Annotated in this window: 20 protein-coding genes; 5 read left to right on the plus strand and 15 right to left on the minus strand. The window is 70.6% G+C overall.

Translation table 11 applies throughout. The features are described 5' to 3' along the window. Nucleotides 1-135: 135 nt before the first annotated feature. The gene (locus ACZ5CR_RS07645) at nt 136-1,293 is read right to left on the minus strand and encodes a serine hydrolase domain-containing protein (protein WP_468854579.1); all 1,158 of its coding nucleotides are present in this window, start codon (nt 1,291-1,293) and stop codon (nt 136-138) included. 199 nt (nt 1,294-1,492) lie between these two features. Beyond that, nucleotides 1,493-4,102, minus strand: a complete 2,610-nt coding sequence (locus ACZ5CR_RS07650) for a M14 family zinc carboxypeptidase (RefSeq protein ID WP_468854581.1) — start codon at nt 4,100-4,102, stop codon at nt 1,493-1,495. A gap of 180 nt (nt 4,103-4,282) precedes the next feature. Here ACZ5CR_RS07650 and ACZ5CR_RS07655 point away from each other — a divergent pair, with 180 nt between their 5' ends. Next, entirely contained in the window at nt 4,283-5,128 is an 846-nt protein-coding gene (locus tag ACZ5CR_RS07655) for an EI24 domain-containing protein (RefSeq protein WP_468854583.1), read from the plus strand. A gap of 25 nt (nt 5,129-5,153) precedes the next feature. On the opposite strand, the gene ACZ5CR_RS07660 is transcribed toward ACZ5CR_RS07655, so the two are convergent. From ACZ5CR_RS07660 to ACZ5CR_RS07670, 3 genes are all read right to left on the minus strand, one after another. Next, entirely contained in the window at nt 5,154-6,407 is a 1,254-nt protein-coding gene (locus ACZ5CR_RS07660) for a pyroglutamyl-peptidase I (RefSeq protein ID WP_468854832.1), read from the minus strand. Between the two features lie 114 nt (nt 6,408-6,521). Further along, nucleotides 6,522-7,424: an aminoglycoside phosphotransferase family protein gene (locus ACZ5CR_RS07665; RefSeq protein WP_468854586.1), complete on the minus strand. Its 903-nt coding sequence runs from the start codon at nt 7,422-7,424 to the stop codon at nt 6,522-6,524. A 135-nt stretch (nt 7,425-7,559) separates the two neighbouring features. After that, nucleotides 7,560-8,738: an abortive phage infection protein gene (locus tag ACZ5CR_RS07670; RefSeq protein ID WP_468854588.1), complete on the minus strand. Its 1,179-nt coding sequence runs from the start codon at nt 8,736-8,738 to the stop codon at nt 7,560-7,562. Nucleotides 8,739-8,956: 218 nt separating this feature from the next. Between ACZ5CR_RS07670 and ACZ5CR_RS07675 the strand changes: the two genes are divergently transcribed. Then, complete coding sequence (locus tag ACZ5CR_RS07675; protein WP_468854590.1) at nt 8,957-9,781, plus strand: NAD(P)-dependent oxidoreductase; 825 nt, start codon at nt 8,957-8,959, stop codon at nt 9,779-9,781. 169 nt (nt 9,782-9,950) lie between these two features. Here ACZ5CR_RS07675 and ACZ5CR_RS07680 read toward each other — a convergent pair whose 3' ends face one another. Continuing rightward, nucleotides 9,951-10,577, minus strand: a complete 627-nt coding sequence (locus ACZ5CR_RS07680) for a TetR/AcrR family transcriptional regulator (protein WP_468854593.1) — start codon at nt 10,575-10,577, stop codon at nt 9,951-9,953. A 219-nt stretch (nt 10,578-10,796) separates the two neighbouring features. Here ACZ5CR_RS07680 and ACZ5CR_RS07685 point away from each other — a divergent pair, with 219 nt between their 5' ends. After that, nucleotides 10,797-13,271, plus strand: coding sequence for a beta-glucosidase H (locus ACZ5CR_RS07685; RefSeq protein ID WP_468854594.1), 2,475 nt, complete (start codon nt 10,797-10,799; stop codon nt 13,269-13,271). A gap of 41 nt (nt 13,272-13,312) precedes the next feature. Here the strand turns inward: ACZ5CR_RS07685 and ACZ5CR_RS07690 are convergent, their stop codons facing one another. Both ACZ5CR_RS07690 and ACZ5CR_RS07695 read right to left on the minus strand, forming a co-directional pair. Beyond that, nucleotides 13,313-14,305, minus strand: coding sequence for an aldose epimerase family protein (locus tag ACZ5CR_RS07690; protein WP_468854596.1), 993 nt, complete (start codon nt 14,303-14,305; stop codon nt 13,313-13,315). A gap of 81 nt (nt 14,306-14,386) precedes the next feature. Next, nucleotides 14,387-15,295 (minus strand): SGNH/GDSL hydrolase family protein, encoded by a 909-nt coding sequence (locus ACZ5CR_RS07695; RefSeq protein WP_468854598.1) that lies wholly within the window; start codon nt 15,293-15,295, stop codon nt 14,387-14,389. Nucleotides 15,296-15,606: 311 nt separating this feature from the next. Here ACZ5CR_RS07695 and ACZ5CR_RS07700 point away from each other — a divergent pair, with 311 nt between their 5' ends. After that, on the plus strand, nt 15,607-16,101 hold the full coding sequence (locus ACZ5CR_RS07700; protein WP_361189458.1) for a DUF3145 domain-containing protein: 495 nt from the start codon (nt 15,607-15,609) through the stop codon (nt 16,099-16,101). 190 nt (nt 16,102-16,291) lie between these two features. Here ACZ5CR_RS07700 and fabF read toward each other — a convergent pair whose 3' ends face one another. The 5 genes from fabF to fasR form a co-directional block, all read right to left on the minus strand. After that, entirely contained in the window at nt 16,292-17,554 is a 1,263-nt protein-coding gene (fabF, locus tag ACZ5CR_RS07705; RefSeq protein ID WP_468854600.1) for a beta-ketoacyl-ACP synthase II, read from the minus strand. 102 nt (nt 17,555-17,656) lie between these two features. Continuing rightward, the gene (locus tag ACZ5CR_RS07710) at nt 17,657-17,905 is read right to left on the minus strand and encodes an acyl carrier protein (protein WP_160504853.1); all 249 of its coding nucleotides are present in this window, start codon (nt 17,903-17,905) and stop codon (nt 17,657-17,659) included. Nucleotides 17,906-18,002: 97 nt separating this feature from the next. Further along, nucleotides 18,003-19,034 carry a beta-ketoacyl-ACP synthase 3 gene (locus ACZ5CR_RS07715; protein WP_468854604.1) on the minus strand — a complete coding sequence of 344 codons (1,032 nt, stop codon included), beginning with the start codon at nt 19,032-19,034 and terminating at the stop codon, nt 18,003-18,005. Nucleotides 19,035-19,051: 17 nt separating this feature from the next. Then, nucleotides 19,052-19,999 carry an ACP S-malonyltransferase gene (locus ACZ5CR_RS07720; protein ID WP_468854835.1) on the minus strand — a complete coding sequence of 316 codons (948 nt, stop codon included), beginning with the start codon at nt 19,997-19,999 and terminating at the stop codon, nt 19,052-19,054. Nucleotides 20,000-20,088: 89 nt separating this feature from the next. Continuing rightward, the gene (gene fasR / locus ACZ5CR_RS07725; RefSeq protein ID WP_389914307.1) at nt 20,089-21,228 is read right to left on the minus strand and encodes a fatty acid biosynthesis transcriptional regulator FasR; all 1,140 of its coding nucleotides are present in this window, start codon (nt 21,226-21,228) and stop codon (nt 20,089-20,091) included. Nucleotides 21,229-21,413: 185 nt separating this feature from the next. On the opposite strand from fasR, the gene ACZ5CR_RS07730 reads away from it, so the two are divergent. Further along, nucleotides 21,414-22,079, plus strand: a complete 666-nt coding sequence (locus ACZ5CR_RS07730) for a pirin family protein (protein WP_468854607.1) — start codon at nt 21,414-21,416, stop codon at nt 22,077-22,079. Nucleotides 22,080-22,350: 271 nt separating this feature from the next. On the opposite strand, the gene ACZ5CR_RS07735 is transcribed toward ACZ5CR_RS07730, so the two are convergent. Together ACZ5CR_RS07735 and ACZ5CR_RS07740 are read right to left on the minus strand one after the other, a co-directional pair. Next, nucleotides 22,351-23,166 (minus strand): serine hydrolase domain-containing protein, encoded by an 816-nt coding sequence (locus ACZ5CR_RS07735; RefSeq protein ID WP_468854608.1) that lies wholly within the window; start codon nt 23,164-23,166, stop codon nt 22,351-22,353. Between the two features lie 19 nt (nt 23,167-23,185). Beyond that, nucleotides 23,186-23,707, minus strand: coding sequence for a GNAT family N-acetyltransferase (locus tag ACZ5CR_RS07740; RefSeq protein WP_468854610.1), 522 nt, complete (start codon nt 23,705-23,707; stop codon nt 23,186-23,188). Between the last annotated feature and the right edge of the window lie 138 nt (nt 23,708-23,845).

A 23,845-nucleotide genomic window follows, 5' to 3' on the forward strand; every position in this document is an offset into this window, starting at 1 on the left:
CGATCCCCTCGGCGATGCGTGGCCTTGACTTTTTCCCCTTCTCCCCCCCCCCCCCGCCCCCCTCCCCCCCCCCCCCCCTCCCCTCCCCCCCCCCCCCCCCCCCCCCCCCCTCCGCCATGTCGGTCGGTCGGCCGCTCAACCGGCCATGACGGCCGTGTGGATCGCCAGCACGAGACGCTCGTTCTCCGCGGCCGGGCCGCCCGGGAAGGCGAACCGGCGCCGCGTGTAGCCGTAGGTGAGCCCGCTGTACGGATCGGCGAACGCCTGCGAGCCGCCGGCGCCGCTGTGCCCGATGGTCCCCGCGCCGAGGAACGGGTACTTGTAGTCGGAGGTGCACTGGAACCCGAGCCCGAACGACCTGTGGGCCCGCGACACCAGGTCGTGTCCGGTGGAGTGGATCTGCCCGAACGCGGCCACGGTGTCCGCCTTCAGGAGGGGCTCCCGGCCGTCGAGCCCGGTGACCGCCGCCGCGTACATCCCGGCGAGACCGCGCGCGGAGGCGACACCGCTTGCCGACGCGTTCCCCTTGGCGCGCACCAGGCGGGAGTTGGGGAACGCCTCCAGGTCGGTGGGGTGTGCGCCGTTCCGGTTGAAGGCGATGGACGGCAGGCTGCCCGGCTGCGGCGGCTGCGCGTCGAGGACTGCCTGCTCGGTGGGGGAGGGGGCCATCGGAAGGACGGACCGGAACCGGGGCTCCAGTGCTTCCGGGAGCCCGAGGTGGAAGTCGAGCCCGTGCGGGGCGCGGACACGCTCCTCGTACACCTCTTGCAGCGTCTGCCCGGTGGCCCGGAAGACGACCTCGCCGGTCAGAGCGCCGATGGAGAACGCGTGGTAGCCGAAGGCGGTGCCGGGGCGCCAGAAGGGGCGCTGCCCCGCGAGGCGCGCGGCGATCACGCGGTCGTCGGCGACCTCCTCCGGAGTGAACCCGGTGTCGGCGCCGACGATGCCCACGCGGTGGGCGAGGAGCTCCCGGAGGGTGACGTCCCCCTTGCCCTCGGCGGCGAACTCCGGCCAGTAGTGCGCCACTTGGCGGTCCAGCTCCAAGGTGCCGTCCTGGACGAGCAGGGCCACGACGAGGTGGGCCGCGCCCTTGGTGGACGAGTAGACGCCGAACAGCGTCTCGGGCCCGGTGTCCGGCCCCACCCACAGATCGACGACCTGCTTCCCCTTCACGTACGCGGCGAGCTGCGCGGAATGATCGGGCTTCTCCCCGGCGAGCACGGACGTGAACTCGTCCCGAACGGCTTCGTATCCGGCCGCGGTGGTGCCTTGCACCTTGATCTCACGGGTCATGCGGTCTCGTGCCTCCCTGCTCACTGCGACTGCGGTCAGAGCCGGGACAATTCCCCGACCCCGGTCCTCGATGCCGGAGGGGCTGAAATATCAGCCCCTCCGGCAGTATCAGCCCTTCCGGCGTTCGAGGAGCGGGGCCTCGAGCGGAGCCCCGGTTTCGGGAAGGGGCGGGATCGGGGAGAGCCCCGCAGGGTCCGACCTAGCCTCGGCCCACGTTCAGCAACGCCCGCCCCACCTGCGGAAACACCCCCTTGGGGTGGTCCCGGAAGAGCGGCTCGGTGCCGAAGAGGACCACGCGTGACCCCGCGGCGGACCCGCTGACGACGGAGGCCTGACCCGAGGCGTCCGCAGGACCCCCCGCACCACCCTCGACCGCCCGCCAGTGCCCGGAGACCAGCGGATTCCCGCCCCCGTACGACTGCTCGACCCGCACACCACTCCCGAGCCCGGTGAACCACATGGGCGCATACACGAACGAATGCTCCGGGGCGCCCCCGGTGACAGCACCACCGGAGTTGACGACCCGCACCACACCATTGGCATCCCCGTTCCCGGCGACCGCCTTCACGGAGAGCAGCTTCGCGTCGGAGTTCAACGCGGCCCCCTCCGAACCCCGCCCGACGAGACCACCCCCACCGGCGAGAAACGCGTCGAGCCCGGCCTTGGCCCCGGCGTTCAGCTCGCCGTAGGAGAGCCCGGCCGAGACGAACAGGGCGTCCGCACCCGACTTCTTCCAGTCGAACCCGGCGTTGAGGGCATCCGTCGACACCGGCACCACGTCGAAGTTCATCTCCCGAAGAGCGAACAGCTCACCGGGAGTGACGGCCGCCGCGACCCGCGTGGGGTGCACGACAGCGCCGCCCTTCACCTTGGTGGCGTCGAAGGCGACGTCGTACTTCTTCGCCGCTGCGACCGCCGCACCCCGCGCCGACGACGGCAGGATCACGCTTCCGTCGTCGGCCCGCCGCACGGAAGTCCCGCGCGCGAGGAGCCAGTTGAGAGCGGAGACCTCCCGCGCGTCGTCGAGCCGCAGCCGAAGAGGTCCGCGCGAAGCGACATGCCCGACCCGCGACGCGGAGTCCACGACGACCGACCGCACACCGGACAGCGAGCCGCCCTTCACCGGGTCCACCGTCGCGCCCCACAGCCGCCCGAGGCTCCACCCCGAGATGTCGTACATCGTGGACACCTTGTCGCTGATGTCGCGCCCGTCGGCGAGCATCACATTGGCGAGCCCGCGCTTGGGCTGACGCATGTCGATGACGTACGAACCCTCGGCGTACGACGTGCCGCCGAGCCGGAAGTCCCGCGTGGCCCTGCGGACTTCGACGTCATTGTCCAGCAGATGCGCCACAAGACGCGAGGCGGCCGCCGCCGAGCGCTGCCCCCGCTCGCCCTTCTCCTTGCCCCGCGGAATCACGTACGCACGGGGGAAGTCGGTCGTGTACACGTCCTCAGGGCCGATGCCCGGCACCCCGGGCACGGTCTCGGACGAGACCGGCACCTGCGCCGCACCCGTCGCGCCGCGCCGGAACGTCTCGATCTGGTCGGCGATCACCGAAGTCCGGTGATCCTGCGTGTACTTGAGCGTCGCCGACATCGCCGCGCCCGCGATCTCCACGTTGATCGCGGACCGCCGCCGCAGCTCCGGCACCGACAGATCGTCGTACTCGTCGTTGTTGACGGTCATCGGGAACTCGATGGTGTGCGCGGCGACCGCGCCGTGGAACGGCATGTACTGCGGGGTGAAGATCGGCGGCCAGTCGTCCCAGCCCTCCTCCTGGTCACGGAAGGGGATGATCGCCGGCTCGACGCCGTCCTTCTCGGGGGTGTAGCCGAGGCCGTTGACCGCGGCCTCCATGCCGAGGGCGTTGGCGTAGGAGTTCTTGAGGAAGAGGTCGTACTCGTAGTTCTCGCCGTGCGGGGGAGTCGTCGGCTCGATCAGCGTGCCGTTGACGTACCCGTGCAGGTCGATCATGACCGCGGGCTGCTTGTCGATGGCGACCTGCCGCATCGCGCGGACCTCGGGCTGTGACGCGGTGATGAAGTCACGGTTGAGGTCGAAGCCGTTGGCGTTCTCGCGGGTGCCCGCGATGCGGCCGTCGGGGTTGGCCGTGACGTTGAAGTAGAGCCGGTTGTGCGCGAGCAGGTCGCGCGTCTTGCCGTCCTTGGCCTTCGCCAGCTTCTCGATGAGCTTCAGGGCGGCGTCCGTGCCCTCCCACTCGTTGCCGTGGATGTTGTTGTTGATGAAGACGGGCGTCTTGTACGAGGACTTGACCGCCGGATCCTTGGCGGCGGCGCCGGGCGCGTTCTCGATGAGGTCGCGCATCCGCTCCTGGCGGGCGGTCTCCTTGGCGGACTCGGGCGAGGTGACGGTCACCAGGTAGAGCTGGTGTCCGCCCGCCGAACGGCCCGCGATCTCCACGCTGACGCGGTCGCCGATGCCCTGGATGTCATTCAGCTTCGGGGCGATGGAGTGATAGGGGGACAGGCCCAGCTTTATCGACTTGTCGGCCGGATTGGCGGGGGGTGGAGTGAGCTTCTGTTCGCGGGGATAACCGCGGTTCTTGCCGTCGTCGGAGCCGAGGCCGGAGTTTCCCGAGGCCCCCAGCGCGCGGTCGGCGGCGCTCTCCGGGGCCGTGGCGGCCCGTTCCGTGCTGCTGAGGGGCGAGCCCTCGCGGAGGATGTCGCGACCGCCCGGACGGGGGTCGGCGGTTGCGCTGCCGGGGGCGAGGGTGGTGAGCAGAAGGGCGCCCGCCGAGGCGAGGGTGGTGAGCAGAACGGGTCTGGACGGCGGGGATATCCCCATACGTACCTCCTGAAGAGAAGCCAGTACGCGTGGTCTACCGTTTCAACCCCCGCGCAACAAGAGGGTCTTCGGCCCCCACGAGTCCCCCACGAGCCCCTTCACGAGTCCCCACGAGTCCTCCTGAGTCCCCATGCGTCCCATGGGCCGCAGGGCTCTCCACCGGCGGATAGGCTGTGCCGTATGCGCGATCTGGGACGAGGCTTCGGCTACTTGATGAAGGGCCAGCGCTGGGTCGCCCAGCACGGCAAGCAGTACGGGGTCGGTCTGTTGCCGGGCTTGATCACCCTGGTTCTCTACGCGGCCGCGCTCGTCGCGCTCGCCCTCTGGGGCACGGACTTCGTCGGCTGGGCGACGCCCTTCTCCGACGACTGGTCGTCGCCGTGGCTCGGCCTGTTCCGCGGCTTCCTCACGGCGCTGCTCTTCGCGCTCGCCCTCCTCCTCTCGGTGATCACCTTCACGGCCGTGACACTCCTGATCGGCCAGCCCTTCTACGAGTCGCTGTCGGAGAAGGTCGACATCTCCGTCGCCGGACACGCCCCCGAGTCGGGCCTGCCGCTCTGGCGCGAACTGTGGATCTCCGCACGCGACAGCCTCCGCATCCTCGTACGGGCCCTGGTCTGGGGCATCCTGCTCTTCGCCCTCGGCTTCATCCCGGTCGTCGGTCAGACCGTGGTCCCGGTGATCGGCTTCTGCGTGACGGGCTTCTTCCTGGTCGAGGAGCTGACCGCGGTGGCGTTGCAGCGCCGGGGCGTCGAACTCCGCGAACGGCTCGCGCTGCTGCGCGGCCGGAAGCAGCTGGCGTGGGGCTTCGGCACCCCGCTCGCCGTGGCCTTCCTCGTCCCGTTCGTCGCGGTGTTCCTGATGCCGGGGGCGGTCGCGGGCGCGACGCTGATGGCGCGGGAACTGGCGGGCGAGAACGACCCCGACGATCCCGAGGACCCGCGGGGACCGGCCGGTTCGGCTGGTTCGGCCGGTTCGGCCGGTCCCGAGGGTGAGATGTCGTCCGCTACCGGCGGGCGTCCATAGCGGCTGTCCGCGGGCTATCGGCGGGCTATCGGCGGGCGTTCACGGCGGTCGTCAGGATCTGCCGCACCTGCGCGATGATGTCGAGACGGTTGCGCACGAACTCCGGATCGGTGATCTCGCCCGTGGCCGGGTCCGTGTTGCCCGTCCCGAACTGCAGGATCGGCGTGTGCACATGGCCGCCGGGCAGGCGGTCGTGCAGCCCGAGACGGTCGCGAAGGAGCGTCGCACGGTAGGCGATCTCGTTCGACAGGTAGTTGCCGCCGCCGCCCTCGCGGGCCGTGGAACCGGCGGTGGGCCCGTCGGGGCGGACCACGGGAGCGCTCTGGCCCGCCGGGACCTCGGTCACCGATGTGTTGTCGTACACGGGGAAGCGGCCCGTCTCGGCGCTCACGATGTCCTTGTACGGGAGAGTCGTGGACGTCCACTGCGGCTGTGAGGCCGGATCGGCCACCGGGACCGTCTCCGTGCGCGAGAGGTTCTCGTTGTCGGGGAAGCCGCCCCGCCAGGCCCCGTTGGTCCGCTCGATGTCGAAGCGTCCCGCGCGGCCCTGGCTGATGGTGGTGAAGAGGTCGACGCGGGGGAGGTGGGCGCGCAGGGTGCGCTCGACCGTCCCCTCCTTGAAGTCCTCCCAGCGGACGGGGAAGACGGCGGTCTCCACGCGGGCGGGCCCGTCGGCGGTCTCGATGACGGTGCCGTCGAGCGCGAGGGCGGTGGCGCCGGACGGGTTGCTGATGCGGACGTCCCGGTCGAGCGTGAAGGGGTCGAAGCCGGTGACGAGGACGCGCTTGAGGCGGTGACCGGCGGAGTCCCTCTTCGGGTAGCTGAGGGAGTCGTGCCCGCGGGACGCGTCCTCAAGGGCCCGTATGAGAAGCCGCTGCCGTGCCTCGCTCACCCCGAAGCGGGTCGGCTCCCACTGGCGCAGCTCCCGGGTCATCGCGAGCCGTGCCCAGTACAGCGGCCGGTCGTCGTCCCTGCTCAGCTCACCGGCGGGACCCCGCCCCTGCGCCCGGTCTACGGCGCGCCGCCACAGCGCCTCCCCCTGCCGTTCGACGACGCGCTTCGCCTCGGCGTACGAGTGGGCGTGCTCCAGGGCCCGCGCGAACTTCGGAGCCACGGCGTCGAATCCGCTGCGCCGCAGGATCTCCTGCGGAGCGGCCTGGTCGAGGCGCTGCTCCTCCGTGGTGGCCTCCGATGCGGTGGCGTCCGATGTGGTGGCGTCCGATGCCGTGGCATCCGGTGCGGTGTCCGCCGACGCGGGTACGGCGGCGAGGGAGAGCAGGAGGGTGACGCCGATCGCGGCGAGCCGCGGGGGGACGTTGGACGAGAGTGACACGGGAGTCCTTCCGTGGCCGGTGGGAGTGATCGCAGTATTCCGGCAGGAAGGCGGCGCCCGCTAGCGGTTCACCCCTGCGTGATCTGCGAGAACCTCCTCGATCACATGGCGTGCGATCTTCGCGATGGTGGCATTCCTCGTCCGGTAGTACGGCAGCTCTATGAGCGCGATCGAAAGGGCCCAGCCGCGCCCCCGTGCCCAGGTCGCGTCGTCGACACCCAGGGCGGCACGGAAGGTCTCCCGGGCGTCGGCCGTGAGCAGGCTCCACGCGGTGATCAGATCGACGGCGGGTTCGCCGTGCCCCAGGCACCCGAAGTCGATGACGGCGCTGAGCCGTCCGTCGGCGGTGAGGAGATTCCCCGGTTGCAGATCGGCGTGGACCCAGACGGACGGCCCGTCCCACCGGGGTGCGCGCAGGGCCGCGTCCCAGGCGGCGGTGGCGGCGTCGGTGTCGATGACGCCCTGGAGCCGTGCGATGGCCTCGCGGGTGTCGGCGTCACGGGGCGCGAGCGGCCCGCTGCGGTACGCGGCAGGCGCTCCGGCCGGATCGACGCGGTGCAGGGCCATGACGAACTCCGCCAGATCGGCGGCGAACAGGCCGGGTTCGACCACTTCCCCGACGACCGGGTTCTCCCCCTCCAGCCAGCGGTAGACGTACCAGGGCCACGGAAAGCCCTCGCCCGGCTCGCCCTGCCCCAGCGGCGCGGGAATGGCGACGGGAAGCGAGGGCGCGAGCCGCGGCAGATGAAGCACCTCGCGCTGTACGTCCTCGACGCCTCCCTCGATACGCGGGAGCCGGACGGCCATGTCGTGGCCGAGGCGGTAGATGGCGTTGACGGTGCCGTTCGACTCGACGGGCTCGACGGCGAGGTGCGCCCAGTCGGGGAACTGCGCGGCGAGCAGCCGTCGTACGAGGGGCGTGTCGATGTCGGCTTCGTGGGCGTGCATCTTGGCAGGCGGCATGGGGGCGCCCTTTCTCGAAGATCCGTCAGCTCCGTCTGGCTCCGTCAAGATCCGTCAAGCTTCGTCAAGATCCGACGGACACTTCGATGGTGCACCACGCCACTGACAACGGGGGGCGGCCGGGACCGTCATGAGTCATGAACGCCGCGCCGCGCGCCCATAGTGCTGGGCCACCGCGTGGAACGACTCCTTCGGCTCCCAGTGCCAGCGGCCGGAAGGACCGTCACCGTCCTGGATCGGCTTCACGAGGCTGTAGCTCGCCATGTCGAGGTCGTACCGCGTCTCGGAGCGGTGCGGGGCGTCCGGGGTGACGAAGTTGTAGAGCGTCGCCGAGTAGAGGTTCATCGACTCGAAGACGTTCAGTACGTCGGTGATGTACGCCGCCTGGGTCCGCTCGCTGCGCACGAGCCCGTCCTTGATCTCGGGCGGCTCCTTCGTGTAGTCGACGACGTCCCACCCCATGCCGCCCTGCTCCGGCGCGCCCCGGAACGTACAGGTGCCGAACTCGGTGACGGCCACCGGCTTTCCCCAGCGCTTGTAGGGCGCCAGGTCGCGGACGTAACCGGACCGGTCGCGGTGGTATCCGTAGTAGTTGACGCTCACGATGTCGAACAGGCCCCAGTCGACCTCGTCGCCCTCCGCCGCCCCGTACGTCAGCCCGCCGCCGAAGACGGACCTGCCGACCGCCGCCGCACGCCCGATGAACCGCTTCAGGCGCCGCTGCATCAGAACGGGGTCGTAGTTCCCCTTGATGATGTTCTCGATCCGCTCCACCGCGTTGTCGCCGGGCACGATCCCCGGCACGAACAGCACGAACTCGCAGCCCACACTGAGGTGGACCGCCGCACCCTGCCGCCGCAGCCGCTCGGCGTGCCTGCCCGTCTCCGCGAGGTGGTCGAGGATCTCCCGCTCGGGACGGTCGGCCAGGCGCGGCTGGAGCCAGACGTGCAGCCCGCGTTCGGCGGCCTCCGTCGCGGTGGCGGCAAGGCGCCGTACGCCGTCGCCGAAGACGGAGACGGTGGTGGCGTGCAGCCGGTCCTGGACGGCGGCCATGTCCTCGCGCATGCGGCCCGCGTTCCAGCCGGTCGTGAGTGTCTCCCCGGTGGCGACCTCGTAGCAGACGCCTCGGTACGTGAGTCCGCCCGCTCCGGGGCCTGTTGCGTCTGTCGCGTCTGTCGCGTCTGTCGCGTCTGTCGCGTCGGCCGGTGCCGCCGCGGTCAGCAGACCCCCCGCTGCCGCCGCGACGCCCACGGCCCCCGCACCGGCCCCGGCCAGAAACCGCGCCCGGCTGATCCCGGTCCCGTCACTCCGCACGGTGCCTCCCTGTGTCCGCCCGTACGGTGCGTACGGTGGGCCCAAGTCTGGCCAGCGAGGCGGCCGAGCCGAGACCGCCGTCGGTCTACGCCGTGGGCGACCTTGGTAGGGAGACGCCGTCCCGCGAGGCGACTTGAGTAGCCCGCAGGGCTTCCAGGGCGGCGAGTCGGCGCGGGGCTCGCTTGTCGCATCACGTGTCCGGGCCTAGCGTCGGACCCATGGAGAAGATCGCGTTTCTAGGGCTGGGGCATATGGGCGCGCCGATGGCACGCCACCTCCTCGCGGCAGGGCACCCGTTGACGGTGTGGAACCGTACCGCCGAGAAGGCTGAGCCGCTGGTGGGGGCGGGGGCCCGGCTCGCCGCCGACCCCGCGGACGCCGTGCGTGACGCCGATGTCGTCATCACCATGCTGGCGGGCCCCGACGCGGTGCGCGCCGTCGCCGACGCCATCGTGCCCGAGCTGCGGGCGGGGGTCCACTGGGTGGAGATGTCCACCGTCGGGCCCGATGTCGTACGGGAGTTGGGGGCGAGGGTGCCGGACGGCGTGACCCTCGTCGACGCGCCCGTCATGGGGAGCACGGACAAGGCCGCCGCGGGGCAGCTCGGCATTCTGGCGGGCGGCGACGCGGACGGGGTCGCGCAGGTCCTCGCCTGCTTCGGCCCGGTGACCCGCACCGGCCCGCTCGGCTCTGGGGCCGCGCTGAAGGTCGTCGTCAACACCGCCGTCATCGGTGGCGTCGCTCTCGTGGCGGAGGCGATGAAGCTGGCGGACGCGCTGGGTCTCGACGAGGAGACGGCCAAGGGGGCGCTCGCGAAGGGACCGCTCGGGGGAGCGGTGGGCCGCGCCTTCGCCACGGACGTGCACTTCGGCAGTGACCTCGCCGTGAAGGACGTGGCGCTCGCGACAGAGACGACGCAACTCCCGGCTATGGAGGCGGTATTGGGCCACTTCCAGGCTGCCGCCGCAGACCCTGATGTCGTCCACGAGGACATCGCGCGTGCGGTCGCCCACATCCGTTCCCGGAACGTCAAACCGTCATAGCTGTAGCTGTAGCCATAGCTGTAGCCGCGCCCTCGTAGGAGCAGCCGCTCCGACGGGCCTCGACGGCCTTCCCGAATGCACCGCCGTACGCGCCCGGCTCTTCAGGCCCGACGCGCTCATCGAGATCGAGATCGAGGTCGTGGCGGCGGTCCGGGCCGCCGCCTGATCACTAGCCGCCGTTGCCGTTGCCGCTGTCGCTACCGTCGCTGCTGTCGCCGCCGATCAGGCCCAGGAAATCCCTGAACGCCCCCGCCATGTCCACCGATTCGGGGTCCAGGAGCCACTGGTACTGAAGCCCGTCCATCACCGCGACGAGCAGCGGCGCCGCCGCCTCCGGAGTGAGGCCGCCGGGCAGGCGGTCCCCGTACTCCACGCGCAGGACCGCCGCGAACTTCTCCCGCACCGACCCGTACCGCTCGGTGAAGTACTCCCGTGCCGGATGCCCGTCCGTGACGCTCTCGCCGAGCAGCGCGGAGAAGGTCTGGATGATGCCGGGGCGCATCGCGTTGTACTCCACGAGCGAGCCGAGCAGGTCGAGACGGATCTCGTGCGACGGGACCGCGTCCCACTGGTCGCGGGCCTCAAGGACGGCGACGAGGAGGGCGTCCTTCGTGGGGAAGTAGTGCAGGAGGCCCTGCTGGGTCAGGCCGACCCGCTCGGCCACGGCACCCAGGCTCGCGCCCCGGTAGCCGCGCTCGGCGATCACCTCGAAGGCGGCCCGCAGGATCTCCGCACGCCGCTCCTCGCTTCTGGCCCTGGTCGTGGCCTTGGCCGTGGTCCTGGCCTTGGGCGCCATCGCGTCTGCCCTTCACGTTCCCGATCTGCACGTTCCCGATCCCGCTCTCGATCCTGCTCGCGGGACGACCGTACGTCATACCGATCAAAATATAACGTCCAGATTACGAAAACTACCGGCCTACAGGTAATCGGGGCAGGATGGAGGGACCGTACAGAACGGGAACGTACGGAACCAGGACGGGAACGTACGGAACGGACTTCAACGAGGAGGTACGCCATGGCGGGAACCCAGGGCCCGGGCCCCGGAGCCACGCAGGCCGACCAGGCGCGCGAGGCGGTCGTGGAGGCCGCGCTCGGCACGCTGGATCTGGACGCCAAGACCCGGCTGCTCGGCGGGCGCGACATGTGGTCGCTGCACGCGCTGCCCGAGATCGGCCTGGCCTCCCTCGTGATGTCGGACGGCCCGATCGGTGTGCGCGGCACCCGCTGGACCGCCGACGACCCGTCCATCGCCCTGCCGTCCCCGACCGCGCTCGCCGCCACCTGGGACCAGGACCTCGCCCGCCGCGCGGGCACCCTCCTCGCCCAGGAGGCCCGCCGCAAGGGCGTTCACGTCCTCCTCGCGCCCACCGTCAATCTGCACCGTTCGCCGCTGGGCGGCCGGCACTTCGAGGCGTACAGCGAAGACCCGTATCTGACCGGTGTCATCGGCACCGGCTATGTCCAGGGCGTGCAGTCCGGCGGTGTCGGCACGACCGTCAAGCACTTCGTGGCGAACGACGCCGAGACCGATCGCTTCACCGTCGACAACATCGTGGGCGCGCGCGCCCTGCGCGAGCTCTACCTCGCGCCCTTCGAGGCGATCGTCGCCAACGCCCACCCCTGGGGCATCATGACCGCGTACAACCAGGTCAACGGCTCGACGATGACCGAGCACCGCTACCTGGTCAACGAGGTCCTGCGCGGGGAGTGGGGCTTCGACGGCTACAACGTCTCCGACTGGATGGCCGCCCGCTCGACGACCGGCGCCATCGAGGGCGGCCTCGACGTCGCCATGCCGGGACCGCGGACCGTCTACGGCGGTGCGCTCGCCGAAGCGGTGCGCGGCGGCCAGGTCAAGGAGTCGACGGTCGACGACGCCGTGCGGGGCGTCCTGCGTCTCGCCGCCCGCGTCGGCATCCTCGAAGGCGCCGAGCCCGTGGTCACCGACGTGCCCGCCGAGGTCGACGGCGAGGCGCTCACCCGCGAGATCGCCCGCCGCGCCTTCGTCCTGGTGCGCAACGAGAACGAGACGCTGCCGCTGAAGCCCGCCGCCTCCGTCGCCCTCATCGGCGCGGCGGCGCGCGACGCCCGCGTCCTGGGCGGCGGCTCCGCCACCGTCTTCCCCGCACACGTGGTCTCCCCGCTCGACGGACTTACGGCCGCGCTCGCCGACGACGCCCTGACGTACGCCGTCGGTGCCGACCCGAGCGATGAACTCGCCCCCGCCGACAAGGGGTTCGAGCTGCGCGCCGTCTGCCGCGACGCGGACGGCGATGTCCTCGGCGAGGGCAACCTCCCCTCCGGCCAGGTCCAGTGGATCGGCGACGACCTGCCCGAGGGCGTCACCCACGAGACGATGGCCTCCATCGAGGTCGTCGGCACGTTCACGCCGCGCGTGAGCGGCGAGCACTCCTTCGGCACACGCGGTCTCGGCGCCTTCACGCTGACCGTCGGCGGCGAGGTCGTCTTCGACGGGTCCGAGGTGATGGGCCCCGAGTCCGACCCCTTCGAGGCGTTCTTCGGCTCACCGGTCGAGCGCGCCAAGGTGCGTCTGACGGAGGGCGAGACGGTCGAGGTCTCCCTGCTCCACCCGCTCGACAAGGAGTACGAGGCTCCGCTGCCCGGCGTCGTGTTCTCCTTCGTGCACCTGGAGCCGCGGCGGGACGCGGACGAGCTGATCGCCGAGGCCGTCGAAGCGGCACGTGGCGCCGACACCGCCGTCGTGGTCGTCGCCACCACCGAGCGCGTCGAGTCCGAGGGGTTCGACCGGAAGGACCTGCGACTCCCCGGCCGCCAGGACGAGTTGGTGCGCGCGGTGGCCGCGGCCAATCCCCGTACGGTCGTGATCGTCAACTCCGGCTCCCCGGTGGAGCTTCCGTGGCGCGAGGACGTCGCGGCCGTGCTGCTCAGCTGGTTCCCCGGGCAGGAGGGCGGCGCGGCCCTCGCCGATGTGCTGCTCGGCGCCGAGGAGCCGGGCGGGCGGCTGCCGACGACGTGGGGCGCCCTCGCGGACGCGCCGGTCACCCAGGTCACCCCGAACGAGGGACAACTGGCCTACACCGAAGGCGTGTTCATCGGCTACCGCGCCTGGGACCGTGCCATCGAGGAGCACGCGGGCGCCACTCCCGCGTACGCCTTCGGCCATGGCCTCGGCTACACCGACTGGGCCTACGAGTCCCTCACCGTGGAGGGCACGACGGCCACGGTCCGCGTCCGCAACTCCGGTCTGCGCGCGGGCCGTGAGGTCGTCCAGGTCTACCTCGCCCCGGACGCGAACGACGGCGACCGCCCGATCCGCTGGCTCGCCGGATTCGCGGGCGTCGAGGCAGCTCCCGGCGAGAGCGCGGAGGTGCGGATCGAACTCCCGCGCCGTGCCTTCGAGACGTGGGACGAGACCACCAACTCCTGGACGTACCGCGCCGGTTCGTACGAGATCCAGGTGGGCCGCTCGATCGCCGACCGCCGCTTGAGCGAGACGATCGCCGTCTGACGTGAACCGGCTGCCCTAGGGCCTCACCCAAACGAAAGGCTCTAGCGCACCGAGAACCCGTAGACCGTCTCCGACCTGTACACCCCACCCGGCCGCAGTACCGTGCTCGGAAACTCCGGCCGGTTGGGGGAGTCGGGGAAGTGCTGCGTCTCCAGGGCGACCCCGTCACCGGGCGCGAACGGCAGCGGCCGCGCGAAGTGGTCCCCCGTGTACAGCTGGATGCCGGGCTCCGTCGTCGCGACGGTCAGGACGCGCCCGGACGCCGGGTCGCTCAGCTCCGCCACCTCGACCGGCCGCTCGGTGATCCCCTTGTCCAGAACGTAGTTGTGGTCGATCCCGTCCCCGACCTTCCGCGCCGTCCGGAAGTCGAACCGTGTCCCGTCGACGTCCGCGTACACCCCCGTGGGGATCTGCGTCTCGTCCGTCGGCGTCATGCGCGCCGCGTCGATCCGCAGCTCGTGCCCGCCCGCGCCGCCGCTCCCTGGCACGGCCCCGGCGAGGTTCCAGTACGTGTGGTTGGTGAGGTTCACGACCGTCGGGGCGTCGGTCGTCGCCTCGTACGCGATCCGCAGCTCGCCCGCTTCGCCCAGCGTGTACGTCACCGACAGCGCGAGCCGCCCCGGATACCCCTCCTCGCCGTCCGGGCTCACCCGGGAGAGCCGCACCCCGTGCTCGACCTCCGTGGCATTCCACACCCGCTTGTCGAATCCGGCCGCACCGCCGTGCAGCGCGTTGGGCTCGTTGTTCCGCGCCAGGCTGTAGGTCCTGCCGTCGAGGGGGAACTCACCGCCCGCGATCCGGTTCGCGTACCGGCCCACCAGCGCACCGAAGTACGGCTCGGGGTGGTCGAGATAGCCCTGGAGATCGTCGAAGCCGAGGGACACAGGGTCGCGTCGCCCCGAGCGGCCGGGAACTTCCGCCGACTGGATGATCCCGCCGTACGTCAGGACGCGTACCCGTACCCCACCCCTTTCCAGGATCCAGCGATGGACGGGCGTGCCGTCGGGGAGAGTCCCGAAGAGTTCACTGCGCATGATCGCGACCCTACGCCGGGTCGCCACATCCTCAGCCCTTGAGGTCCTCTAGCCCTTGGGGTCCCCAGCCGTTGGGGTCCGCTAGCCCTTGGGATCCTTGGCCTTCACCTGTCGGTAGGCCAGCTCGGCGAGGCGCGACTGGCCGTCCTTGCTGGGGTGGAACCAGTCCCAGTGGCTCAACTGGTCGCCGTCGAAGCGGTAGTCGAAGACCGCACCGCCGTCGTACCGGCAGCGCAGATCCTTCGCGCACACCTCCTTGAGCACCTCGTTGTACGCGATCACGCGGCTGTGCACCGTGGCCCGCCGCTCCGTCGCCGCCGCGTCCCTGGCGTCCGGGTCCGCCAGCATCGAGGAGCAGATGCCGAGCTTCCAGATCTGCTTGCCCAGCGGGTTCGTACGCCCCTGGGACCAGAGCCGCTTCAGATCCGGCACGGAGGTCACGTACACCTGGGTCTTGGGAAGCTCGCGCCGCAGTGTGCGCATCGCCTTCTCGAAGTCGGCGCGGAACTCGGCGACCGGGGTCATGGAATTCGCCGAGGGGCGGCAGGCGTCGTTCGCGCCCGCCATCACCGTGATCAGCTCGGGGCGCTTGAGCGCGGCCTGCTCGACCTGCCCGGTGAGATCTTCCATACGGGCGCCGGTCTTCGCGTAGTTCCAGCTGTTCCCCGCGGCCCGCTCCTTCCCGAGCAGGCGGGTCGCGAGGCTGCGCACCTCGGAGTCGGTACCGGTCGCCCAGGACGCCTCGGGGCAGTCGGCGAGCACCGAGCAGGCGTCGAAGCCACGGGTGATGGAGTCGCCGACGGCAGCCAGGGAGCTCGGACTCGCGTCCCACGTAGGGGTGGGTTTCGGGGAGGGCTTGCCGGCCGATGGTCCGTTGGGCGCCGGGGAGTCGCCGCCGGATGCGTCACACGCGGTGACTGCCGTGGCGCCGAGAAGAACCGCCGTCGCCATCGCGACGGCGGCACGTGGGCGGTGCCTTCGGTTCCGCATCCCCGGGTCCCCTCTGTCGTGGGCCGATCCGTCGTCACGATCAGTTGTCGTAGGCCGACCGCGCCGTTTCGACGCACCTGCGAGTGAATGGTGGGTGATTCCTGGCCTTGGGACCGACGGTACGTCACACTCCTTGCGCCGACGCACGGTAGCCTCGCCACCCAGTGGCACCCCGCTCTCTCGGTTCCGCTAAATTACATCACGTCACATCTGTCCCGATTTTGGGAGTTTCCCTGATTCGGGGCCACAACGCTCGGCACGGGCGCGAGGCCGCTGGGGAAGGCGAACCTCGACCCACACTGGAGGTCCCGGTGACGACACGTGGAGTTCTGTACGTGCACTCCGCGCCGCGCGCGCTGTGTCCGCACGTCGAATGGGCAGTCGCGGGCGTACTCGGCGCGCGCGTCAACCTCGACTGGATCAGGCAGCCCGCGGCGCCCGGCAGCTGGAGATCGGAGTTCTCCTGGCGCGGCCCGGTGGGCACCGCGTCCAAACTCGCGTCAGCCCTGCGCGGCTGGCAACTGCTGCGCTTCGAAGTCACCTCCGAGCCGTGTCCCACGGCCGAGGGCGAGCGGTACAGCGCCACCCCCGAACTCGGGATCTTCCACGCGGTCACCGGAATCCACGGTGACATCCTGATCCCGGAGGACCGTCTGCGGGCCGCCCTGGCCCGCTCCAAGGGCGGCGAGAGCGACCTGGAGGCCGAACTCGCCAAGCTGCTCGGCAAGCCCTGGGACGACGAGCTGGAGCCCTTCCGGTACGCGGGCGAGGGCGCGCCGGTGCGGTGGCTGCACCAGGTCGTCTGAAGCCTTCGCCGGACGTCGCCGGTCGTCGTCGGCCTTCGACAGCTTTCTGCGCACGCGCGAAGGGCCCCCACCATTCGGTGGGGGCCCTTCGCCACGTACAGCTGACTACTTCAGAAGCCAGAAGCCAGAAGCCAGCAGTCAGAAGCCAGCAGTCAGAAGCCAGTAGGTCTCGCGTTGATAGGTCTCGGACTCAGACGCTCCTGAACGCGAGCACCACGTTGTGGCCGCCGAAGCCGAACGAGTCGTTCAGGGCCGCGATCCTGCCCTCGGGCAGCGCGCGGGCCTCGTCGCGGATGATGTCCGCGTCGACCTCGGGGTCGAGGTTCTCGATGTTGATCGTCGGCGGGGCGATGCGGTTCTTCAGCGCGAGGACCGTGGCCACGGTCTCCACGCCGCCCGCGCCACCGAGCAGGTGACCCGTCATCGACTTCGTGCTGGCGATCGCCATGTGGTCGACGTCGTGGCCGAACGCCTTGCGCAGCGCCTTGATCTCCGCGACGTCACCCTGCGGCGTCGAGGTCGCGTGCGCGTTCACGTGCACGATCTCGGCGGGCTTGAGGTCCGTGGTGTCGATGAGGTTCTGCAGCGCTGCCGCGATGCCGTTGCCGGACGGCTCGGGCTGCGTGATGTGGTGGGCGTCGGCCGAGATGCCCTGGCCGACGGCCTCCGCGTAGATCTTCGCGCCGCGGGCCTTGGCGTGCTCCTCGGACTCCAGGACGATCACGCCCGAGCCCTCGCCGAGCACGAAGCCGTTGCGGTCGGCGTCGTAGGGGCGCGAGGCGCCCTGCGGGTCGTCGTTGTTCTTGGACATCGCCATCATGTTGCCGAACGCGACGATCGGCAGCGGGTGGATCGCCGCCTCCGTGCCACCCGCGACGACGACGTCGGCGCGGCCGGTGCGGATCATCTCGATCGCGTAGCCGATGGCCTCGGCGCCCGATGCGCACGCCGACACAGGGGTGTGTACGCCCGCGTGGGCGCCCAGCTCGATGCCGACGTTGGCCGCCGGGGAGTTGGGCATCAGCATCGGCACGGTGTGCGGGGAGACGCGGCGTACGCCCTTCTCCTTGAGCACGTCGTACTGGTCGAGCAGCGTGGTCACGCCGCCGATGCCGGAGGCGATGACCGCGCCGAGGCGGTCGGGGTCCACGGACGTGTCCTCGCCCGCCTTCGCGGTGTAACCCGCGTCGGCCCAGGCCTCCCTGGCAGCGATCAGCGCGAACTGCGCCGAACGGTCCATCTTGCGGGCCTGCGGGCGCGGAATGATCTCGCCCGGCTCGACCGCGATCTGGCCCGCGATGCGGACCGGAAGCTCGGCAGCCCAGTCCTGCTCGAGGAGGCGGACGCCGGAACGGCCCGCGAGCAGGCCCTCCCAGGTCGAGGCTGCGTCGCCACCCAGCGGTGTGGTTGCGCCGATACCGGTGACGACCACGGTGCGATTGGTCGGGTTCACAGGAAAATTCTCCACGGTGTTGAGGGGATCAGCGGCGCCACCGCCGGGTGGCGACAGCAGAGCAGCCTTGATCAGGCCTGATGCTTCAGCAGAGAGGCCTGATCAGGCCTGGTGCTTGAGGATGTAGCTGGTCGCGTCGCCGACCGTCTTGAGGTTCTTGACGTCGTCGTCCGGGATCTTGACGTCGAAGCGCTCTTCGGCGGCGACGACGACCTCGACCATGGACAGCGAGTCGACGTCCAGGTCGTCGGTGAAGGACTTGTCCAGCTGGACGTCCTCGACCGGGATGCCGGCGATCTCGTTCACGATCTCGGCGAGACCGGCGACGATCTCTTCCTGAGTGGCGGCCATGTTGGCGCTCCTTCTATGTATCCAGAGGGTGTGGCGCCCGCCGCGGCAGCGGCAGGTTGGTTACAGCCGTACGGACCGGATGATCCGGACGTGATGCCTAGGGGAGGGTAACGACCGTGGCGGCGTACACGAGACCCGCCCCGAAGCCGATGACGAGCGCGGTGTCGCCGCTCTTCGCCTCGCCGGTCGCCAGAAGCCGCTCCATCGCGAGCGGAATCGAGGCTGCCGACGTGTTGCCGGTGGTGCGCACGTCACGGGCGACCGTGACGTGTTCCGGCAGTTTCAGAGTCTTCACCATCGAGTCGATGATCCGCTCGTTGGCCTGGTGCGGAATGAAGACATCCAGGTCGTCCGCGGTGATTCCGGCCGCGTCCAGCGCCTGCTGTGCGACCTTCGCCATCTCGAACACGGCCCAGCGGAAAACCGCCTGGCCCTCCTGCGTGATCGCAGGGAACTTGATTTTGCCCTCGCTGTCGAGCGGCAGCTTCGAGACATCGCCGACGTGGAAATCGTTCCACGCCACCGTCTGCTTGATGGTCTCGGACTTGTCGCCCTCGCTGCCCCAGATGGTCGGGCCGATCTCCGGTTCCTGGGACGGACCGACGATCACGGCGCCCGCGCCGTCACCGAACAGGAAGGCCGTCGCGCGGTCCTCCAGGTCGGTCAGGTCGCTCAGCCGCTCGACGCCGATGACCAGGACGTACTCCGCGCTGCCCTCGACGACCATGCCCTTGGCGAGCGTCAGGCCGTACCCGAAGCCCGCGCAGCCCGCGGAGATGTCGAACGCGGCGGGCTTGCCCGCGCCGATCTTGTCCGCGATCTCGGTCGCGATGGCCGGGGTCTGCTTGAAGTGCGAGACGGTCGAGACGACGACCGCGCCGATCTGCTCCGGAGTGATGCCCGCGTCGGCGATCGCCTTGCCGGAGGCCTCGACGGACATCGCGGCCACGGTCTCCTCGTCGGAGGCCCAGTGGCGGGTCGCGATGCCGGAGCGGGAGCGGATCCACTCGTCGGACGAGTCGATCGTCTCGAGGATCACCTCGTTGGGCACTACACGGGTCGGACGGTAGCCGCCGACACCCATGATGCGCGCGAACGGGGCGCCCTTACTGGGCTTGATCTTCGACATGCTCTCCTGGCTCCTTCTCAGGCATCCGCCGCGTCGGCGGCGGATGCGGTGTCGGCGATGAGCGCAGATGCGGCGTCGAGGTCGTCGGGTGTCTTCAGAGCCACCGTCCGCACGCCGGGCATGGCGCGCTTGGCGAGACCGGTCAGCGTGCCACCGGGGCACAGCTCGATCATCGCCGTGGCGCCAAGGTCCTTGAACGTCTCCATGCACAGGTCCCAGCGCACCGGGTTGGCCACCTGGCCGACCAGCCGGGACACGACGTCCGAGCCGGTCGTGACGGCCTGGCCGTCACGGTTCGAGACGTACGTCAGCTTCGGGTCGGCCGAGGCGAGGGCCTTGGCGGCCTCTTCGAGCGTGGCGACCGCGGGAGCCATGTGGTGCGTGTGGAAGGCGCCCGCGACCTTCAGCGGCACGACGCGGCGCACCCCTTCGGGCTTGTCCGCCACGAGCGCGGCGATCTGCTCCGCGGTGCCCGCGGCGACGATCTGTCCGGCGCCGTTCACGTTCGCCGGCGTCAGGCCGAGCTTCTCCAGGTGCGGGATGGTGACCTCGGGGTCGCCGCCGAGCAGCGCCGCCATGCCGGTCTCCGTGACCGCCGCGGCGTCGGCCATGGCCAGACCCCGCGTACGGACGAGACGGAGCGCGACATCGTCGTCGAGCACACCGGCGTACGCGGCGGCGGTGATCTCGCCGACGCTGTGTCCCGCGACCGCGCCGGGCTTGTTCGCGCCGAGTGCGTCACCGAGTGCCTCGGCGGCGAGCAGACCGGCGGCCACGAGCAGGGGCTGGGCCACCGCGGTGTCGCGGATCGCGTCCGCGTCGGCCTGCGTGCCGTAGTGGGCAAGGTCGAGCCCGATGGCGTCCGACCAGGCCCCGAGGCGGTCGGCCGCGCCGGGGAGATCGAGCCAGGGGGTCAGGAAGCCGGGCGTCTGGGCGCCTTGGCCGGGAGCGACGAGTACGAGCACACTCACACTCTCTCTTGTGGACGGTAGGAGCCGCCCGTGGGGACAGGGACGAAGAACGGCTGGGGGAATTGTAGGGGCCCGACAAAATCCTACGGTTGGAGATCTCCGTCGGCCAGACGCCCCAGGATCAACGCGATCCGCAGCGTGAATGCGGAGCGCACGTCCGACGGCGACCAGCCGGTGACGTCTGTCACACGTCGCAGCCGGTAGCGCACGGTGTTCGGGTGCACGAAGAGCATCCGGGCGGCACCTTCGAGACTGCTGGCCTGTTCCAGATAGACACTGAGCGTCTCCAGGAGAGCCGAGCCCGCTTCCTCCAGTGGTCTGTAGATCTCCTCCACCAACTGCTCGCGCGCGGCGGGATCGCTCGCGATCGCGCGCTCCGGAAGGAGATCGTCCGCGAGGACGGGGCGCGGGGCGTCCTGCCAGGCGGCGCAGGCCTTGAGTCCCGCGGCGGCGGCCTGCGCGGACCGGGTGGCGGCGAGCAGGTCGGGGACGACGGGCCCGGCGACGACGGGCCCGGCCGCGTACGGGCCGATCAGGCTCTTGGCGACCTGCAGAGGATTGTCGCTGCCGCCCGCGATGACGACAAGACGGTCGCCGAGCACACCGGTCAGGACCTGGAGCTTGGCGTGCCGTGCGGCGCGGCGGATGGCCTCGACGGTGAGCTCGCTGTCGCCGTCGGGCGCGGTGCCAAGGACGACGCAGACGTGCTCGGGGGAGTTCCAGCCGAGCGCGGCGGCCCTGCTCACCGCCCCCTCGTCGGCTTCCCCGGAGAGCACGGCGTTCACGACGAGCGACTCCAGGCGGGCATCCCAGGCACCGCGTGCCTCGGCCGCCTGCGCATAGACCTGCGCGGTGGCGAAGGCGATCTCGCGGGCGTACACGAGGAGCGCCTCGCGGAGGATGGACTCGTCCCCCGGGGCCGCGACCTCGTCGATCGCGGACTCCATCACCTCGATCGTCGTACGCACCATCTCGACGGTCTGGCGCAGGGTGATCGCCCTGGTCAGCTCGCGCGGGGCGGTGCCGAAGACGTCGGTGGAGATGGCCTGGGGAGCGTCGGGGTGACGGAACCACTCGGTGAAGGCGGCGATGCCGGCCTGCGCCACCAGGCCGATCCAGGAGCGGTTCTCCGGCGGCATCGCCCGGTACCAGGACAGCGTCTCGTCCATGCGCGCGATGGCCTGGGCCGCGAGGCTGCCGGATGACTGTTCGAGGCGCTTCAGCGTGGCTGAGTGCGCGTGAGCTTTCCGGTGCGCGTCCTGGCGGGCGGCTTCCTCATGGCGCGCGGCTTCCTCGTGGGCTGCCTGATGGGCGTCCGGGCGGGCTTCGTTCGCAGAGGGTTCGGGCACGGGGACAAGACTGCCTTATCGGGACGGGGGTGTGCGGTGCCGGGTCTAACGTGGGGTGTGTGATTGATGTACGGCGCTCCGGCGATCGGTACCGCGGCGGGGAGCCCGGCACCGGTATCGAGACTTTCCACGCCTTCTCCTTCGGGCCGCACTACGACCCGGACAACCTGCGCTTCGGCGCGATCCTGGCCTGCAACGAAGAGCGTCTGGCACCCGGGGCGGGCTTCGACGAACACCCGCACAGCCACACCGAGATCGTGACCTGGGTGGCGGAGGGCGAGCTGACCCACCGCGACTCGACCGGGCACGCGTCGGTCGTGCGCGCCGGGGACGTCCAGCACCTGAGCGCGGCGGGCGGCGTCCGCCACGTGGAACGCAATGACGCCGGGACCCCTCTGGTCTTCGTCCAGATGTGGCTCTCGCCCCTGGCGCCCGGCGGCGACCCGTCCTACGAGGTGGTCCACGGCATCGCGGACTCGACCCCGTACGCGGTCCCCGCGGCAGGCGCGCTCCTCCACGTCCGCCGACTCGGCACGAACGAACGCACCGCGATCCCGGACGCGCCCTTCGCGTACGTCCATGTGGTGCGGGGCGAAGTGCACCTGGGCGGCGAGGAACTGCGGCCCGGGGACGCGGCACGGATCACGGAGGCGAAGAACTTGGAGGCAGTGGCCGCGGCTTCGGGCGGGGCGGAGCTGCTGGTGTGGGAGATGGCGGGGGGCTGACGCCGCTGACGTCGCTGCGGCTGTGGGCAGTCGTGCCGCTGGGACGGCACGGGTGGGCACAGCGGCGGCACCCCGCAACCGCCGGGCCGCGAAAACGCTCCTCGCGGCAACGGCGCTGCGGGACAACCGCGCTGCGTGGCAACCGCGCTGCGTGGCAGCCGCGCTGCGGGGCAACAGCTCAAGAGCGGACCCCGTAAGCCCGGGCCCGCGCACAGCGCAAGCGACCCTCCGAGCTCGGCGAGTACCGCGTCAGAACTCGGCGAGCACCACGTCAGAGTTCGGCGAGCACCGCGTCGGTGAACGGAGGCCACGCCTCGGCGGCCCACGGGCCGAACGCCCGATCCGCCAGAGCGACACACGCCGCCCCCGCATCGGGATCGACCCAGAGGAACGTCCCGGCCTGACCGAAGTGCCCGAACGTCCGCGGCGAGGACGAACTCCCCGTCCAGTGCGGCGACTTGGAGTCCCGAATCTCGAACCCGAGCCCCCAGTCGTTGGGGCTCTGGTGCCCGTACCCGGGAAGGACACCCTTCAGCCCCGGATACGCCACGGACATCGCCTCGGCCACCGTCCGCGGATCAAGCAACCGAGGCGCCTGCACCTCGGCGGCGAACTTCACCAGGTCGTCAACGGTGGACACCCCGTCCTTGGCGGGCGACGCACCCCCGTCGAGCGAGGTGGCCGCCATCCCCAACGGCTCCAGCACGGCCTGCCGCAGATACTCGCCGAAGGGAATGTCCGTCGCCTTGGCGACATGATCCCCGAGCACCTCGAACCCCGCGTTCGAGTACAGCCGCCGCGTCCCGGCAGGCGCCGTCACCCGATGCTCGTCGAACGCGAGGCCACTGGTGTGCGCCAGCAGATGCCGCACGGTCGACCCCTCGGGTCCCGCGGGCTCATCGAGCTCGATGGCCCCCTCCTCGTACGCCACGAGGGCCGCGTACGCCGCCAGCGGTTTGGTGACCGAAGCGAGCGCGAAACGGTGCCCTGTGGGCCCGTGCGCCCCGACGACCGTGCCGTCCGCGCGAACGACGGCGGCGGCAGCGGTGGGGACCGGCCAGTTCTCGATCAACGCCAGGCTCTGCATGCGTACGAGCCTATGCGCCCTACAGCGTCAACCGCATCGAGGGGTCGGGCTTGCGCACAAAGCCGAGCGAGGCGTACAACGGCTCCGCGTCCGCCGACGCATTGAGATCGACACTTCCCGCACCACACTCCCGGAACCAGTCGAGGAGCACCTCCATGCAGGCCCGCGCATACCCACGCCGCCGCTGATCCGGATCGGTGGCCACGCTGAACACCTGGCCGATGACGCCCCGCGGATTGCCCGCCCGCCCGATGCGGTACTCCAGCGTCCCCGCCACCAGCGCCGCCAGCTTCCCGGGCTGATCGGGCTCATTGGGCTCATTGGGCTCATCGGGCCAGTCGATGACGAAGGCGGCGAAGTCGCCCTTCGGGTCAGCCAGTTTGCCCCGCACGACGGCAAGGGACTCGACCTGCCATCCGGTGTCGGACCGATGGGCGGCAGCGGTGGTCGAACCGGTGCCGAACACCGAGTCGATCATCACCTGGCGCAGCCTGATCAGTTCCTCGGCATCATCCGGCGTAGCGCGACGCACAACACTCATGATCGACACCGTAGTCACCACCCGACGCGGTGTCCTCCGATTTCCCGAGAGTCTGTTCCCGTCACATAATTCCTCCCCGCTTTCCTCGCGGTTCTGCTTGCCTAGAGCGCACTCCAAGGTTTTAGCGTGGGGGCATGA

The sequence above is a fragment of the Streptomyces sp. NPDC031274 genome, assembly GCF_055570235.1.